The organism is Pseudarthrobacter lactosi, from assembly GCF_055412785.1.
Window position 1 is genome coordinate 1934036 of record NZ_JBVAYS010000001.1, and the last position, 15662, is coordinate 1949697.

14 protein-coding genes are annotated in these 15662 nt (G+C 64.6%); 4 read left to right on the top strand and 10 right to left on the bottom strand.

Annotated features, from left to right (window positions below):
• Positions 1 to 2: 2 nt before the first annotated feature.
• Both rhaI and ACZY0Q_RS08975 read right to left on the bottom strand, forming a co-directional pair.
• Complete coding sequence (gene rhaI / locus ACZY0Q_RS08970) at positions 3 to 1181, bottom strand: L-rhamnose isomerase (RefSeq protein WP_463915962.1); 1179 nt, start codon at positions 1179 to 1181, stop codon at positions 3 to 5.
• Positions 1182 to 1255: 74 nt separating this feature from the next.
• Positions 1256 to 1612, bottom strand: a complete 357-nt coding sequence (locus ACZY0Q_RS08975; RefSeq protein WP_463915964.1) for an L-rhamnose mutarotase — start codon at positions 1610 to 1612, stop codon at positions 1256 to 1258.
• A 150-nt stretch (positions 1613 to 1762) separates the two neighbouring features.
• Between ACZY0Q_RS08975 and ACZY0Q_RS08980 the strand changes: the two genes are divergently transcribed.
• From ACZY0Q_RS08980 to ACZY0Q_RS08995, 4 genes are all read left to right on the top strand, one after another.
• Entirely contained in the window at positions 1763 to 2788 is a 1026-nt protein-coding gene (locus ACZY0Q_RS08980) for a LacI family DNA-binding transcriptional regulator (protein ID WP_463915965.1), read from the top strand.
• 106 nt (positions 2789 to 2894) lie between these two features.
• A complete protein-coding gene (locus ACZY0Q_RS08985; RefSeq protein ID WP_463915967.1) occupies positions 2895 to 3359 on the top strand; it encodes an iron chaperone in 465 nt (154 codons plus the stop codon).
• 107 nt (positions 3360 to 3466) lie between these two features.
• A complete protein-coding gene (locus tag ACZY0Q_RS08990) occupies positions 3467 to 4861 on the top strand; it encodes an FAD-binding oxidoreductase (protein WP_463915968.1) in 1395 nt (464 codons plus the stop codon).
• A gap of 27 nt (positions 4862 to 4888) precedes the next feature.
• On the top strand, positions 4889 to 5047 hold the full coding sequence (locus ACZY0Q_RS08995; protein WP_463915970.1) for a hypothetical protein: 159 nt from the start codon (positions 4889 to 4891) through the stop codon (positions 5045 to 5047).
• A 9-nt stretch (positions 5048 to 5056) separates the two neighbouring features.
• On the opposite strand, the gene ACZY0Q_RS09000 is transcribed toward ACZY0Q_RS08995, so the two are convergent.
• The 8 genes from ACZY0Q_RS09000 to ACZY0Q_RS09035 all read right to left on the bottom strand — a co-directional run bounded on the left by ACZY0Q_RS09000 (position 5057) and on the right by ACZY0Q_RS09035 (position 15455).
• On the bottom strand, positions 5057 to 5728 hold the full coding sequence (locus tag ACZY0Q_RS09000) for a DUF1961 family protein (RefSeq protein ID WP_463915972.1): 672 nt from the start codon (positions 5726 to 5728) through the stop codon (positions 5057 to 5059).
• Positions 5729 to 6505, bottom strand: coding sequence for a rhamnogalacturonan acetylesterase (locus ACZY0Q_RS09005; protein WP_463915973.1), 777 nt, complete (start codon positions 6503 to 6505; stop codon positions 5729 to 5731). It abuts the gene before it with no gap.
• Between the two features lie 50 nt (positions 6506 to 6555).
• Positions 6556 to 7428, bottom strand: coding sequence for a carbohydrate ABC transporter permease (locus ACZY0Q_RS09010; RefSeq protein ID WP_463915974.1), 873 nt, complete (start codon positions 7426 to 7428; stop codon positions 6556 to 6558).
• Positions 7428 to 8402, bottom strand: coding sequence for an ABC transporter permease (locus ACZY0Q_RS09015; RefSeq protein ID WP_463915975.1), 975 nt, complete (start codon positions 8400 to 8402; stop codon positions 7428 to 7430). Before ACZY0Q_RS09015 ends, ACZY0Q_RS09010 begins: the two co-directional genes overlap by 1 nt.
• Complete coding sequence (locus tag ACZY0Q_RS09020) at positions 8403 to 9932, bottom strand: extracellular solute-binding protein (RefSeq protein ID WP_463915976.1); 1530 nt, start codon at positions 9930 to 9932, stop codon at positions 8403 to 8405.
• Between the two features lie 81 nt (positions 9933 to 10013).
• Positions 10014 to 12629: an exo-rhamnogalacturonan lyase family protein gene (locus tag ACZY0Q_RS09025; protein WP_463915977.1), complete on the bottom strand. Its 2616-nt coding sequence runs from the start codon at positions 12627 to 12629 to the stop codon at positions 10014 to 10016.
• Positions 12626 to 14746, bottom strand: a complete 2121-nt coding sequence (locus ACZY0Q_RS09030) for a beta-galactosidase (protein ID WP_463915978.1) — start codon at positions 14744 to 14746, stop codon at positions 12626 to 12628. The genes ACZY0Q_RS09025 and ACZY0Q_RS09030 overlap by 4 nt, the downstream gene beginning before the upstream one ends.
• Complete coding sequence (locus ACZY0Q_RS09035) at positions 14739 to 15455, bottom strand: YesL family protein (RefSeq protein ID WP_463915979.1); 717 nt, start codon at positions 15453 to 15455, stop codon at positions 14739 to 14741. Before ACZY0Q_RS09035 ends, ACZY0Q_RS09030 begins: the two co-directional genes overlap by 8 nt.
• Positions 15456 to 15662: the final 207 nt, after the last annotated feature.

Genomic DNA, 15662 nt, shown 5'->3' on the forward strand with positions numbered 1-15662 from the left:
TCTTATGCGCCCCATCCGGCTTGCTGGCCGCCGACGCGGTCCTCGTTGATCTGTTTCTGGTAGCCGCTGGCCTTGAATGCGGCCATCGGGTCCGCGGGCAGACCGCGGGCTTCACGCCAGTCGGCCAGGATGGGCCGGACGTCAGTGTAAAAAGCGTCGTTGAACACGCCGTTGGCGGCCAGGACGTCGCCGGAGCGCTGGGCCTCGCCCAGGGCGGCGGTGTCCACGAGCAGGGCGCGGGCCGTCATTTCCTGAACGTTCAGGACCGAGCGGATCTGGCCCGGGATCTTCTCTTCGAGGTTGTGGCACTGGTCCAGCATGAGGGCCACGTGTGAATTCTCTCCTGCGGACGTGCCGAAGCCGCCGCCGCGGATCACCTCGTACATGATCCGGAACAGCTGGAACGGATCCGCTGCCCCCACGATCAGGTCATCGTCGGCGTAGAAACGGGAGTTGAAGTCAAACGAGCCCAACTTGCCCAGACGCAGCAGCTGCATCACGATGAACTCGATGTTGGTGCCCGGGGCGTGGTGACCGGTATCCAGGCAGACCAACGCATTCTCCCCCAAAGCCAGGGTCTGCGCGTAGGAGGTACCCCAGTCCGGAACATCGGTGTGGTAAAAAGCCGGCTCGAAGAACTTGTACTCCAGAACGAGGCGCTGGTTCTCACCCAGGCCCGCGTAGATCTCCTGCAGCGACTCGGCCAACCGGTCCTGGCGCCCGCGCATATCGTCCTGGCCCGGGTAGTTGGTGCCGTCCGCGAGCCAGATCTTCAGGTCCTGAGAGTCCGTGGCGTGCATGATCTCGATGCACTCCAGGTGATGGGCGATGGCCCGGCGCCGCACTGACTCGCTCGAGGACGTCAGGGAACCGAACTTGTACTCGTCATCCTGGAACGTGTTGGAGTTGATGGTGCCCAGGCCCACGCCGAGACCGGCCGCGTACTCCTTGAGCGCGGCGTAGTCGTCCACCTTGTCCCAGGGAATGTGCAGGGCCACCGTGGGGGCAAGGCCGGTCAGCTCGTGCACCTTGGCCGCATCCGCGATCTTCTCCTGCACCGTCCGCGGGGTACCCGGCGTGCCGAACACCTTAAAGCGAGTGCCTGAATTTCCATAAGCCCACGAAGGGACCTCGATGGCAAGCTCCCCGAGCCTGCCCAGCGCCGTTGCTACGTCATTCATGTTGATTCTTCCCGGTCTTTAGTGGTGTGGTCTTTGGTGATGTGGTTTTACGGCCTGCCCAAAGGGCCAGCGCGTCAGCTGCTGGTGGACTCCGCCGCCGCCAGCTGGTGGTCAAGGTTGAAGACTTCCTCAAGGACCTGGAACCCTTCGTCGGGCGCCTGGTCCGGGTTGTCCGGGTTGTCAAAAAGCGTGGCCATTTCCGCCTGCCAGCGGGTGTTGACCTCGGTCAGGGCCATCCGCGCCCGGACGGCGTCGAAATCCTCGCATTCGACGTAGCCCACCAGGAGCCCGTCCTCGCCCAGGAACAGCGAGTAGTTGTTCCAGCCCGCGTCTTTCAGCGCATGGAGCATCTCCGGCCACACCGCAGCATGCCGGCGCCGGTATTCGTCGATCAGCCCTGGCTGGACCGACGAGCGGAAACACACCCTCATCTGCAACTCTCCTGAACTTTCCAAGCTTTGAATCGTTTCATTGTTACGATTCAAAGTACTCTTGAAGTCAAGTAGGTGTCAAGCAATTTCCAGACCACAATCCGGGGACTACGGGAAAGTGCTGCACGCGGCATATAAGCACGGAGAATCATGAATCGCTCAGCCAGCATCAAGGACGTCGCAAACCATGCCAGCGTTGCAGTGGGCACGGTCTCCAATGTCCTGAACTACCCGGACCGGGTTTCCCAACGGACCAAGGAGCGGGTCCTGCGGGCCATCGACGAGCTGGGCTTCGTCCGGAACGATGCCGCCCGCCAGCTGCGCGCCGGCCACAGCCGCACCATCGGGCTGATTGTCCTCGATGTAGGCAACCCGTTCTTCACGTCAGTGGTGCGGGCCGCCGAGGATGCTGCCGCCCTCCAGGGCAGCGCCGTGCTGCTGGGCGACAGCGGCCACAACGCCAGCCGCGAATCAAACTACATCGACCTCTTCCAGGAACAACGCGTGCAGGGCCTGCTCATTTCTCCCGTCGGGGACATCACCGAGCGGCTGGATCTGCTCCGCGAGCGCGGCGTGCCCACCGTCCTGGTGGACCGGCTTGCCGATGAGAGCAGGTACAGCTCCGTCTCAGTGGACGACGACGCCGGCGGTTACCTCGCTGCCCGGCACCTCCTGGACACCGGCCGCCGTCGGCTCGCCTTTGTGGGTGGCCCCACGTCCATCCGCCAGGTGGCGGACCGCCTGCAAGGCGCGCAGCGTGCCGTGAAGGAGGAAGCGGATGCCACGCTGGAGGTCCTGGACTCCGACGGCCAGACTGTGCTGGCCGGCCGGAGCGTGGGCAACATGCTGGTGGAGCGCGGGGACCTGCCGGACGGCATCTTCTGTGCCAACGATCTGCTGGCCCTGGGTGTGATGCAGTCCCTGACCATGACCCACACTGTGAGGATTCCCGAGGACATCGCACTGATCGGCTACGACGACATCGACTTCGCTGTTTCGGCAGTGGTCCCGCTCTCCTCCATCCGGCAGCCCACCGAAGCCCTGGGCCGCACGGCCATCGAACTGTTGGCCGAGGAACTCGAGTCCAATACTCCAAAGCACCGGGCCGTCATCTTCACCCCCGAACTGGTGGTCCGGCAGAGCACCGCCCCGGCGAAGGGATCCTCCGCCGGCTAGGGATCCGCGCTTCGAGCAGTTCCGGATTCGAGCAGTTCTGGAGAAGCCCCCTGGACGCCCGGACACTAGCGTGGACCCCAAGAGACCGCCAAGGAAGGAACCCGCAATGACGGACACAAACAAGACCGGCACGAGCACCAAGTCGTACGACGGCTTCGATGCGGACGAACGCGCCGCAATGAAGGAACGCGCCCAGGAGCTCAAGTCCGCATCGGGAAAGGGTGCCCGCGCCGCTAAACCGGATGGCGAAAGCGACGTGCTCGGAAAGATCGCCGAGATGTCGAACCAGGACCGCGCCATCGCCGAACGGCTGCATGCCATCATCAAGGAGAACGCGCCGGAGCTCGCGCCGAAGACCTGGTACGGAATGCCTGCCTACGCCAAGGACGGCAAGGTGGTTTGTTTCTTCCAGCCCGCCGACAAATTCAAGGCACGGTACTCGACGCTCGGATTTAGCGACCCCGCAAACCTCGACGACGGCAACATGTGGCCCACCTCCTACGCGCTGACCAAGCTCACTGACGCGGACGAAGCACGAGTCGTCGAGCTCGTAAAGAGGGCTGTCAGCTAGCGGCTGGGCCACCCCGGGGCAGGGGCGCCGAAGCTCCGGCATTTTCCTCTTGCCAGTTCGTGCCAACGGTGGGACTCTGCTGGAAGAGCGAGAGGTCCGTGAGTCCCATGGCACAAAGCACGGAGATCAACGGCGTTGCCGTCGATGAATTACAAATGTCCTTTCGGGGTGACCTCGTCCGTCCGGCTGACGCTGGTTACGATGAGCATCGCAAGGTGTGGAACGGGTCGATTGACCGCCGTCCCGCACTTATAGCCCGCTGCACCGGTGTCGCAGACGTGCGGGCCGCTATCCGGTTCGCGCGCTCGCAGAACCTGCGGGTTGCCGTGCGGGGAGGCGGTCACAGCTTTCCCGGGCTGTCAGTGTGCGACGACGGTATGCTCATCGATCTCGGGCCCATGAAGGGCATCCGGGTGGACCCCGAGGCGAAAACTGCACGTGTCCAGGCAGGCGTACTCCTCGGCGAACTCGATCGCGAGACGCAGGAGTTCGGCCTCGCGGTTCCCTCTGGAATCGTCACCCACACCGGGCTGGCAGGCCTGACCCTGGGCGGCGGCATCGGGTGGGTCATGCGGAAGCACGGACTCACCATTGACCAGCTGCTGTCCGTGGACCTGGTCACCGCCGACGGCGAGCTGGTCAAGGCAAGCGAGAACGAGAACGCCGACCTCTTCTGGGGCGTGCGGGGTGGCGGCGGGAACTTCGGCATTGTCACCGACTTCGAGTTCCGGCTTGTCTCTGTGGGTCCGTACGTTATGGCGGGGCCGGTCTTTTGGCCTATGGAGGACGCCCCGGAGGTGCTGCGGTTTTACCGTGACTGGATCGCAGACTGCCCGGACGAGCTTATGACCATCGCCGTGCAGCGCAGGGCACCGGCCCTGCCAATAGTCCCGCCTGAACTGGTGGGCAAGCGCGTCCTTGCGGTCACCGCCTGCTACGCCGGCCAGGTCGAGGAGGGCGAACGGGTCCTGCGGCCGCTCAAGGAATTCGGTTCACCGGTGCTCGACTTTTGCCGGCCAAAGCCGTTCCTGGAGCATCAGCGGACGTTCGATCCGTCCTTTCCGCACGGCTGGCATTATTACGTCAGGTCCTGTGACGTGGCGGGCCTCAGCGACGACGTCATCGACATTGTGGCCGAGCACGGCAGCCGCATCACCTCGCCGGTCACCAGCATCGCCCTGTGGCAGATGGGCGGCGCGGTGGGGCGGATCGATGATGACGCCACGGCCTTCAATGGCCGCCAGGCCGGGTTCACGTTCAACATCAACGGCAACAGCAAGACGGCCGAGGGCTTCGATGCCGAGCGGCAATGGGCGCGCGACTACTGGTCTGCCCTTGCCCCCCACCACACCAGCGTCTACGTGAACTTCCTGATGGAAGAGGGCGAGGAGCGGGTCAGGCAGGCCTATGGTGCCGCCAAGTACGACCGGCTCAAAGCACTCAAGCGCAAATACGACCCAACCAACTTCTTTAGCCTGAACCAGAACATCAGGCCCGACTGAACACTTAGTCACGGATCGGAGAACGTCATGCTCAAAAACCTGCTGTGCAAGATGAATCTGCGCCACGATTGGCACATCCAAACCACGGACGACGGCGGCCGCTACCGGCGGTGCGCACGTTGCGGTAAGTACCAGGAAGGCGGCAGCGGCCGGAACGGCAACTGGGCAGCGCCACTGGGAATGTGACGAGCCGCTTTAGATTTTCTGCACCCTGAGGTTCCGGTACGCGGCCTTCAGCGGTGCCATCTGGCGGAAGCCGATGCGGCCGCCGCCCAGCACCTTGCCCGTCGGGTCCCACCAGTCAAAGAGGGTCAGCCCGTTGATGGCGAACGCTACGTGCGGGCCGTCTTTCACCACTTCCATCCGGTAGAAATCCACCGCATCCTCGGTGGGCGGCAGCGGATCCGCGCCCTGTGCCACCAGCTCAAAGCCAGCACTTTTCCGCAGGTTGCAGGTACGGAAGGCCCGTTCGGACCCGTACTTGTGCCGGAAATAGGAGACGTGCAGGGCGTCGATGTCGCCGGAGTGATACTGCGGGTAATGACCCGTCCGTGGTGCCAGGCCGGCGGAGAACAGGTCGCGGCCGCCGTGACCCGCGGCTGCGAAGAACAGCATGGCCAGGCCCGGCTCCGCGATGGGCAGGAACTCCCAGCCGATCCGGATGCCGTCCGGGAACTCCTCCGGGCACCAGAACGTCCAGTGCGCGTGGTCCCCGAACTCCTCATCGTCCAGCGAGCCGGACAGCTCAAGTGCACCGTTGTGGCTGGCTGCCCTCAGCGGCCCTTCCGCCACCCAGCCCGACACGTCCGCCGGCCCGGCGAGGGGGTTGCTGTACAGCAGGCCGGTACTGGCTGGCGGCGCGCCCACCTAGCCCCGCCCCGCTGACGGAAGTCCCGCCGTCGTGCTTAACCCCAACACGGGGTCACTTCCGGCCCAATTTTCGCTCTTTATTGGGCCCGATGTGACCCCGCGTTGCTTGGAACCGAAGCCGAGCCGCCCAAGCTGGGCGGCAACCTCCGCCGCCACGAGGGACGCACCGCGCTGGGAGAAGTGCGTATTGTCCGCCAGCCCCGCCGGCCAGAACGCGTGCTCACCCGGTCCGAAGTGGCAGAACAGGGACTGCGATTCCGCAACCCCCAGGTCCACATACAGCGCACGCGTCCAGGCGTTAAGGTCGACGGCGGGCAGCTGCAGCTCAAGCGCGAGCTCCCGGACCACGTCGGGGTAGTCCTCCAGGCTGTCCTCCAGTACGCCGTCCAAGTCGGGGTGACCGCCCGGCCCGCCCGGGAACTGCCGGCGCTCCACCGACGTGCAGAGCACCGGCACAGCCCCCAGGTCACGGACCTCCGCCACCATGGTGCGCAGGTTGGCGGCGTACCCTGTCCTGGCCGCAAGGTGGACCTTCTTCTGGTCGTTGTGCCCGAACTGGATCAGGACAAGGTCGCCCTCCTCCGCGGTTTCCAGCAGCAGCCCCCAGAGCCCTTCCTCGCAGAAGGACTCCGTGCTGGCACCGCCCTTGGCGAAGTTGTGCACCGCGGCCCAGGAGTACACATGCCGCGGCAGGTGCGCTCCCCAGCCGCTCATGGGGTACTCGTAAGTGGGGCAGTTTGCCACCGTGGAATCTCCGGCGAGCAGGATTTTCATGCTGTTGCTTTCTGTTGAATACCAGACACTTCAGGGTGCGGCCGGGGCGGTCAGCCCTTGACCGAGCCGATGAGCATGCCCTTGGCGAAGTGTTTTTGCAGGAAGGGGTAGAAAATCAGGATGGGCAGGGTGGCCACCACGATGACGGCGAATTTGATGCCCTGTTCGGGCGGGATGTAGTTCGGGTCCACGTTCCCGGTGCCGAGGAGGTCAGAGGAGGCCGTGACCTGGCGCAGGTACATCTGCAGCGTCCACTTGGAGTTGTCGGAGAGATAGAGCAGCGGTGACATGAAGTCGTTCCAGATGCCCACGGCGTAGAACAGGGCGAACGTTGCCAGCACCGGTTTGGAGAGCGGCAGCAGGATCCGCCAGAGAATCCCGACTTCGGTGGCGCCGTCCATCTTCGCCGATTCCTCCAGCTCGGCGGGGAGCTCCTGGAAGAAGTTCTTGATGATGATCAGGCTGAACGGGTTGATGGCTGCGGGCAGGATCAGCGCCCAGTATGAGTTGAGCAGGCCGAGGTCCTTGACGAGCAGGAACGTGGGGATCATGCCGCCGGAGAAGACCATGGCGAAGACCACCAGGGACATGATGAGCTGGCGGCCGCGGAGGTTCCGTTTGGCCAGCGGGTAGGCCATGGTGACGGTCAGGATCAGCTGGACCACGGTTCCGACGGCGGTGACAAGCACGGTGGTGACCAGGGCGCGGATGAACGCGGGGGTGGAGAAGATGTATTCGTAGGCGCCCAGGCTGAACTGTTCGGGCCAGACGAAGAAGGCCCGCCGGGTGATTTCGGCTTCGGTGGCGAAGGAGCCGGCGAAGACGTACACGAACGGCAGCAGCGTGATGATGCCGATCAGGCTCAGGAAGACGTAGTTCGCGGCGTCGAAGATCCGCCCGCCGGTGGTGTTGTGGATCTTCATTAGAACAGTCCGTTCTGGTTGAATCGCTTGGCCAGGGCGTTGGTGCCGAAGATCAGCACGATGCCCACCAGGGACTTGAACAGACCTACCGCGGTGGAATAGGAGTAAGCGCCTTGGGTGATGCCCACGAAGTACACGTAGGTGTCAAAGACCTCGGCCACGCTGCGGTTCAGGGCGTTCGTCATGAGGTAGATCTGCTCGAAGCCGGTGTTGAGCATCTGCCCGATCGCCAGGATCAGCATCACGATGATGGTGGAGCGGATCCCGGGCAGCGTGATGTGCCAGACCCTGCGGAACCGGCCGGCGCCGTCGATGATTGCGGCCTCGTACTGGTCCTGGTCCACGGTGGCCAGGGCGGCGAGGAAGATGATGGTCCCCCAGCCGGTGTTCTTCCAGATGTCCTGCAGCACGATCAGGGGCCGGAACCAGGCCGGGTCGGAGAGGAAGTCGATGTCCGTGCCCAGAACGTTGTTGATGAACAGGAACAGCGGCCCGAAGTCCAGGGCGAAGAGCAGGAAGCTCAAGGACGCCACAATGGTCCAGGACAGGAAGTGCGGGATGTAGACGAGGGTCTGGACGGTGCGTTTGAGGATGGAAAGGCGGACCTCGTTCAGCAGCAGCGCCAGCACAATGGTCAGCGGGAACGCGATGCCCAGGCTCAGGAACGCCAGGATCAGGGTGTTGCCCAGCAGCCGGCCGAAGTCGGGGTTGGCGAAGAAATCCTGGAAATGCATGAACCCAACCCACGGGCTGGCGTTCACCCCCAGGAACGGAACGTAATCCTTGAACGCGATGGACACCCCGTACATCGGGGCGTAGCGGAACACCGCGAAATACAGCACGCCGGGAAGCAGCAGCAGGTACAGCCATTTGTAGTACGCGAAATGGACCGAAAACTTGCCGCGTTTCCGCGGAGCGGGCGCAGCGGACTGCACCCGCTCCGCGGACTCGGTGTCAATGACGGGGGCTGACATTTACTTGCTGTCCTGCCAGAGCTTGTTGATCTCTTCCTGGACCTTGTCCCCGCCGCTGGTCTTCCACAGCTTGATGGCGTCCTTCAGGCCTTGCTCATCGATCTGGCCGGCCAGGTACTTGATCCGGGCGTCCGCCACAATGTTGTCCAACTGCGCACCCTTGGCAACATAGGTGGGTGACACGAAGGCCGCGGCCGGGTTGTAAACGGCGCTCTTCAGGTCCTTCGCCATGACCTCAACGCGCTTGTCGAAGACTTTCTGCTCGTAGTCGGAGGCCTGCTTGACGGGATAGAAGTTGTTGCCGGTGACGTTGGTGCCCAGCTGTGCGTAGCTCTTGATGTCCGTGTTGACTACCTTGCCCTCGGGAGTTTCGGGCTTGATGGTGGCTGCCTTGCCACCCTCGACGGCGAAGTTCACACCTTCGATGCCGTTGTTGAAAAGCGTGGCTACTTCCTTGCCGTTCATGGTGTTCAGGAACTCCAGCACCGTTTTCAGCTCAGCCTCGGTGCGGACGCTGGTCTTGGGAATGGCCAGGAAGCCTGAGTAGCCGTCCGTCGGGTGTGCGTTGAGTTCGCCGTCCGGTCCCTTGAGGTTGCCGACGAAACCCACTTTGTTTTCGAAGTCGTTGGGATTAGCCTGCTTAAAGAGGTTGATGAGGACGCTGACTCGGGAGTCGACGTCGACAATGATGCCGCCCTTGCCGTTGAAGAACGGCTCGTTCCACTTCGTGCCGTCGAACGTGGCGAAGTCGGGGTTGATGAGCTTCTCGTCCACCATCTTCTTGACGAAGCGGTTGGCCTCCAGGAATTCATCGGTTTCGAAGCTCGGGATCAGCTTGCCGTCTTTTTCGGTCCAGCGGTTGCCCGTTCCGTACCATTCTTCGATGATGTCGTAGGGGCTGTTGGAGCCCAGCGCGCCCCACTTGGGGATGGTGATGCCCCATGTGTCGGACTGGCCGTTGCCGTCCGGATCCTGCTCCGTGAAGGCCTTGGCCACCTTGTAAAGGTCCTCGGTGGTTTCCGGTGCCTTCAGGCCGAGCTTGTCCAGCCAGTCCTGGCGGAACATCACGGCCGCGCGCATCGGTCCGCGTGCCCGGAAGATGCCGTAGACCTTGCCATTAACGCTGGCGTTGTTCTGCACTTCAGGGAAGGTGGTCTTGAGATTGGGGTATGCGTCCAGCTTGTCCGTGAGGTCCCAGAAGGCGCCGGCCTCGGCGTTCTTGACGAAACCCGGGGACTTGCTCTGGACCACCAGGACGTGCGGAATCTCGGATGAGGCAAGGGTGATGTTCATTTTGTCTTCGTAGGAGGCATTCGGCGTCCAGGTGATGTTGACGTCCTTGCCGGTGAACTCCTCCAATTTCTGCTGCACGGCTCCGTCAGGTGTGGGCGGCTGCGCTTCCAGGAAGGGGGCCATGATGCTGATCTTGGTGAGGTCTGCCGACTGGGTTTCACCGGCTCCGCACGCAGTCAGGGTTAGTGCCGCTGCGGTCACGACGGCGGCGGCCAGGCTGAGTTTTCTGGTGATCATCTTGTTCCTTTGTCCACTTCTTCGGGGTTGGGTCTGGGTGTTGGTTGTAGATGGCTGTTGGTGCAGTTCAGGTGCTGCAGCTCAGGTGGTGCTGCGGGTGAGGGCGTGGGGGTGGCTGGCCCAGCGGGGCTCTCCCGGCGGGCCGATCAGTTCCAGGCAGAGCATGGCGTTGAGGCCCCACTGGGAGGCCCAGTTGGTGGAGATGGTGGGGTGTTCGACGACGGGACGCCAGGTCTGCGCGTGCTGCAGCGATGCGGCGAAAGGGATTGTCAGCCCGCCCCCGGCGTTTTCGAGCAGAATTTCCCAGGCGGTGGCGGCAAGTTCCTCATCGCGGTAGTACCAGGCGCCGTAGGCCATCATTCCGGTGGCCATGGACGGCCAGCTGAAGTGGGTGTCGTCCAGTGCGCCGCCGGTGAGGCGCTGTTTCTCGGCTTCGGGCAGGGCATAGAACCTGCCGAAGTCGGCGAGCATCCGGCGGAAGCCGTCGTGGTCCAGCGCCTCGGCCACCTCCATCCACACCTGGGGGGCGCCGAAGGCGATGATCATGTGGAAGCCGCCCTGTGTCCCCGTGAACATGTGGTGCAGGTCCAGGGCCGAGGCGTCGAGTTCCAGGGTGGGTCCGGAGAGGAGCCCGTGGGGCATGGCCTCAAGCTGGCTGATGCCCTTGGTGATCCGGTCCTTCCACTGGGTCTCGCCGGTGCGTTCCCATTCGCTGAACCAGTTGGACACCAGGGCGGACCAGTCGGGCCCGATCCGGATGTGCGTCCGTTCGGGGGTCCGGTCGTAGAATTCGCGCATGGGGTCCAGCCGGTCCAGGGCGTGTTCCGCGTCGCGTACTTCGGACAGGAGCTCGCCGATACGTTCGTCCCCGGTGAGGAAGTAGTAGTAGCGGTGCAGGCCGGCCATGCTGATCCGGACTTCCTTGCAGCCGCAGCCCCAGTGGACCACGTTGTGCCGGGACCCCAGCTGGGAGTACTCGCCGAAGTGGTGCCGGTCCACCTCGGCGCTGTGCCACGTCATGGCTTCGGCGAGGCGGAAGGCCCGGGCGTCGCCGCTGCGGAGGAACGACTGCCAGAGCCACATGTTGGGCGCAAGCTCATTGTTGGCCCAGGCGAAGCCTCCGAGGTCATAACGCCATTGGTGGCGGTACTGGTCGTAGCTGTGCATAAAGTCGCCGTAGTTCCAGTAGCCGTACCAGCCGCGCTGCTCCACTTCCTGGGTATAGAACTCCACCAGCCCGTCCAGCCGCTGTTCGACGGCGGCGCCGGCGGCCGCCGTCTCCGGCAGCCCCCACGTGGTTCCGGCGGCGCGGGAGGAGTAGTACAGCTCCGGTTCGCAGACGGGCTGGGCGGGCTGCTGGCGTTCGCAGGCGAGGTCCCACAGCCAGTCGTTGGACGGTGAAATGTCCACGAAGTCAAAGGAGATGTGGGACGTGTTGGCCACGCCTTCCGGTGTGGAGCGCAGTTCGTCGAAGCCTTCGTAGGCGCTGGGCACGTGGCATTCGTCGGTGTAGTGGCGCAGGTCCATCGGTTCCACCGATTCGGCCCAGGACCAGGCCGTGAACGCGGCGGAATCCCCCGCCATGCCGTCCACTTCCAGGGCGGCCGGGAATTTCTGCCAGAAGCCGCGCAGGGTGACGGCCACACCACCGGTGGTGTCCCCGGCGTACAACAGTCCCTGGCTGCGGTGGCCCTTGCCCATCCGGACAGGCAGCAGCTTGGCTTTGGTCTGCTTCTCCAGCCGGAAGTAGTCCTCGGATTCCTGCGTCAGGCGGAAGGTGGACCAGACGGCGTTCTGCCGTCCGACGGTGAACACTTCTGCGGTCTCCGGCGTCTCGGTGACGGCCTGGCCGGCTAGCTGGCGGGCGTAATCGGGGTTGTCGCCGCTGAATGGTCGTGTATACAGGGACTGCACGGGTTCGGTGTAGACGGCCGTATCCCCCGCGATGCTGACGCGGCGGTTCAGCAGGTCCCCGCTGAGGCTGCGGTCCAGCCGCAGTCCGATGCCCTTGATGATCCGGTCCTTGGCCGCGTCCTGGAACAGCAGTGTCTGGGTAACCTGAACGGTGGCCTGCCCGGCAAAGAACGTGAGGCGGATGATGAACCGGAGCAGTTCGGTGCCACCCGCGGCGACAGACCCCTCGAGCCGGACCACCGTCCGCACCGAGCCTGGAGTTTCGATGCCCGCGGACTCGACCCTGGCCTGGGCATCAGGTGCACCGACCACCAGCCGCAAGGCATTGCCGAGCCGCCGTCCGTCCGGCGCAGTAAACGGGCCCGTGAGCTCGCCACCCGCCTTCCCGGCGGCCGGTGCCTTGCCACCCTTGGGGATGGACACCGTGAAGGAGCCGGTGTTGACAACGATGGTGCCGCCGTCGGAGGAAGCCAGCGGGCGGGTCGGCACAGCGTCGGCCGGCGCCGGCCCAGGTCCCATGGCTGGTGCCGGCTCTGAGCCGAAGGCACCCGACAATTCCGGCTCCATTCCTGAAGCCTCCGTGCCCGCCGGAACCACCACGGCGTGGGCGGTCCATTTAACGCTGCCGTCCGGCCAGTACGCCAGCGGCCGGGCTTCATGGGCCAGCGCAGCGTCGGCGACACGGATGCCAGGGACGCCCGCTGCGTCCAGTTCCCCCTGTGCCCACGGCCTGCCGAACTGCACAGCCGTGTCCACGCGTGGTGCCTGCTCAAGCCATTTCACAGTGATTGCTCCTCTTTGATGTCTTCCAGAACCAGATACTCGTAGGCGCCCAATGTGTGGACGCCGGCGGGAAGGGTAAGCGCCGGGTGGCTGGTGTGGCTGCCGTTGCCGGCGTGGACGGCCTGCTTGCCCAGCAGTCTGCGGGCGGGCCGCAGGAGCGTGAACGCTCCCGGCTCGCCGCCCATGTTGACCAGCCAGTGCTGCAGACGGCCGTTCCGCCAGCGCGGATATTCGGCCACCGTGCCACCTCCGGTGCGGACGCGCGGCAGCACCCCAGCGCACGCGTACTCGACGACGGCAGCCAGCACCGCGCCGTCGTCGTCCGGTCCTCCGGTTCCCGCGCCGGTTCCTGGATAGAAATCCTGCTCGGTTCCTGGATAGGAACCGAACAGGATCATCCGGCCGGCGCCGATCCGGCGTTCGGTGGCGAATTCCAGGCCCTCGGCGGGACCGGCGGTGACGGTGCCGAGCGCCGTGGCCGCACCGGGCGCGTCCTTTTCGGGGAGCCGGAAGAAGGTGCTCATCCGGGAGAGGACGACGTCGCGGCCCAGGATGCTGCCCCGGGAACCTGATCCGGTGGCCGGGAACTGGAAGACGGATTCGACGCCGGCGGCAGCCTCCAGCCCACCGAGGGCGGAGTCGGCATGCCAGGTGTGGTGCTCCGTGCGTCCTCCGGTGCCGGGCCCGCAGACCCAGGTGCCGCCGTCGTGCACCCAGTGCAGGATCCGCGCCCGGTCCTGCAATGGGAGGTGGTGGACGAACGGGGTGAAGAGCACTCGGAAGCCGGCGAGGGAGGCCTCCACCGGAAGCAGGGACCGCTGGATTCCGGCCCGGACCAGCCCTGAGTGGAAGGCCGAGATCAGGCCGCGGTAGCCTTCGCCGTCACCCGCTTCCGTTGCGAGGAATGCCTTCGCGTGGTCCGAGTAGTGGAGGGCGACCGCGGGTTGGGCCGGGCTGCTGTGGTCCAGCAGCGGCTTCACCGCCGGGAGCAGCCGGCCGATTGCGTCGGCGCTGGAGTAGCCGATGGTGGGCTGGCCCCAGGCGCTGACCACCGATCCGTGCGCCTGTTCGCTGCCGCCGCGGTGCTGGCGGAAATGCCAGAACAGGAATCCGGCGGACCCTGAGGCGTAATTGGCGAAGGCCTCCGCTTCGACGAAACCGTGGGGGTGCGGCACGCCGTAGTGCCGCACCGAGCCGCCGTGGCTGGGACTGGTTTCCATCAGGACCGTGCGGCGGGACTTTGCCAGCTGCGGGAAGTAGTCCAGGTTCATCAGGAACGCGGCATGGTTGGCGGCCGAGGGGTAGGTGTCGAAGCTGGAGAAGTCCAGGGTCTCGTAGAGCGCGGCGTTGTCCAGGTCGAAGCCGAAGCCGCTGTTGTGGGTCACGGGAAGGCTGCTGTGGCCGCGGATGATGGCCGCCTGTTCGCGGGCAAACCCGTTGATGCATTCCTGGCTGAACTGCCCGAAGTCCTTGACCAGCGAGGTGTTGTGGAGGAAGGGCGTAGGGCCGGGAAGGGGCACCTGGGCAAAGTTTTGATACGTTTCACTCCAGACCGCGGTATGCCACGCCTGGTTGAGCCGATCAACCTCCTGGTAGCGCGCAGCCAACCAACCGGTCCAGAGGTCACGGCAGATTGCGCAGTGGCAGCCGCCCACGTGGGACTTGAACTCGTTGTCCAACTGCCACGCGAGCACGCGCTGGTCATTCCCGACGGCGGCCGCAATTGCCCTGGCTATCCGGGCGGCACGGTCGCGGAAGACAGGGTTGTTAGTGCAGATGTGCTGACGGGAGCCGTGACCCAGCGCAACGCCGTCGGCCGTGTGGTGCAGGCGTTCCGGGTGGCCATGGGTGAGCCAGACCGGCGGGGTGGCCGTGGGTGTGCAGACTATAACGCTGAGCCCGTTGGCGCCGAGCACATCGAGGGCGCTTTCCAGGACATCCAGGCGGATCTCCCCGTCATCCGGCTCCAGGGCGGACCACATGAACTCGCCCAGCCTGGCCGTGTTCATGCCGAGCAGGCGCATATGGGCGGCGTCGGTTTCGAACGTAGCGGCGTCCAGGACCTCGGGATAGACCGCCGCGCCATACAGGAGCCGGCCGTCAAAAAGGTCACCCAACAGGTGCCCCCTGCTGCGCGGGGCGGACGACGGCGGGGCGGGCGACGGCGGAACGCGCATCGTCCTCGACTGCCGTCTGGAGCGCTGCGACGGCGGCGATGGACTCGTCATTGGCGGTAAAGAACCGGTCGCACAGCCAGCCGGTCAAGTACAGCCAGGCGCCGATGCTGAAGAAGGGGGTGAGGCCAGGCAGGGCGCGGCTCGCGTAAAAGGCTGCGGCCGTGATGAACAGGAGGATGACGGTGCCCGCCAGGTGGCGGACAGCAAAGCGGGAGCAGATCATCAGGTACTGGCCCAGCGGCAGTTCGTAGCGGGCGTACATCGGGAAGAGGTAGCAGACCACTCCGGCGAGGAAGATGGCCGCAACAAAGGTGCCGGCTGCGACCAGTTGGGACATCAGGTCCCCGGCGCCGGATGAGTAGTTCCAGTTCATCGCCAGGGCCACGGCCACCGCCATGACGGGCAACGCCAGAGCGTTGGCACGGACGAAGTTCGCGAAGTATTCGCGGGTGAACGACTTGAGCAGCGGGGCAGCTTCGCCCCGCGCCCGGCGACGGACCAGGATCTGCGCCGCGGCCGTTGCAGGGCCTGCACCCAGGACACCCAGCCCCAGCAGCGTGAAGAGGATCCATAGCAGGTTGAGGCAGGCAATCCAGAGCAGGGTGTCAAAGAACGAGTAGGCGCGTGCACTGAAATTTCCAGCCAGCATGGCAAAGCTCCTTCGGTTCTCCATCGTTGCAGAAACGCTTCCACGAGTGGCGTGCGTCACCTAAGTAATCGGTTTCTCGAAATCTAGACCCCTCGGGGTGGACGGGTCAAGCTAATTTTTGAATCGTTACATTACTAGACTCAGCACCACTGCATGGTTCACACTGGAATTCGGAAAGCGCTTGCCGGGTGATGTATCCGCGAGCGC

Excerpts from the sequence above, each read along its gene's own strand:
- ACZY0Q_RS09005 (WP_463915973.1), bottom strand. The coding sequence starts at position 6,505 with ATGAAAATCCTGCTCGCCGGAGATTCCACGGTGGCAAACTGCCCCACT.
- ACZY0Q_RS09035 (WP_463915979.1), bottom strand. The coding sequence starts at position 15,455 with ATGCTGGCTGGAAATTTCAGTGCACGCGCCTACTCGTTCTTTGACACC.
- ACZY0Q_RS09010 (WP_463915974.1), bottom strand. The coding sequence starts at position 7,428 with ATGAAGATCCACAACACCACCGGCGGGCGGATCTTCGACGCCGCGAAC.
- ACZY0Q_RS08985 (WP_463915967.1), top strand. The coding sequence starts at position 2,895 with ATGACGGACACAAACAAGACCGGCACGAGCACCAAGTCGTACGACGGC.
- ACZY0Q_RS09020 (WP_463915976.1), bottom strand. The coding sequence starts at position 9,932 with ATGATCACCAGAAAACTCAGCCTGGCCGCCGCCGTCGTGACCGCAGCG.
- ACZY0Q_RS08990 (WP_463915968.1), top strand. The coding sequence starts at position 3,467 with ATGGCACAAAGCACGGAGATCAACGGCGTTGCCGTCGATGAATTACAA.
- ACZY0Q_RS08975 (WP_463915964.1), bottom strand. The coding sequence starts at position 1,612 with ATGAGGGTGTGTTTCCGCTCGTCGGTCCAGCCAGGGCTGATCGACGAA.
- ACZY0Q_RS08995 (WP_463915970.1), top strand. The coding sequence starts at position 4,889 with ATGCTCAAAAACCTGCTGTGCAAGATGAATCTGCGCCACGATTGGCAC.
- ACZY0Q_RS08980 (WP_463915965.1), top strand. The coding sequence starts at position 1,763 with ATGAATCGCTCAGCCAGCATCAAGGACGTCGCAAACCATGCCAGCGTT.
- rhaI (WP_463915962.1), bottom strand. The coding sequence starts at position 1,181 with ATGAATGACGTAGCAACGGCGCTGGGCAGGCTCGGGGAGCTTGCCATC.
- ACZY0Q_RS09015 (WP_463915975.1), bottom strand. The coding sequence starts at position 8,402 with ATGTCAGCCCCCGTCATTGACACCGAGTCCGCGGAGCGGGTGCAGTCC.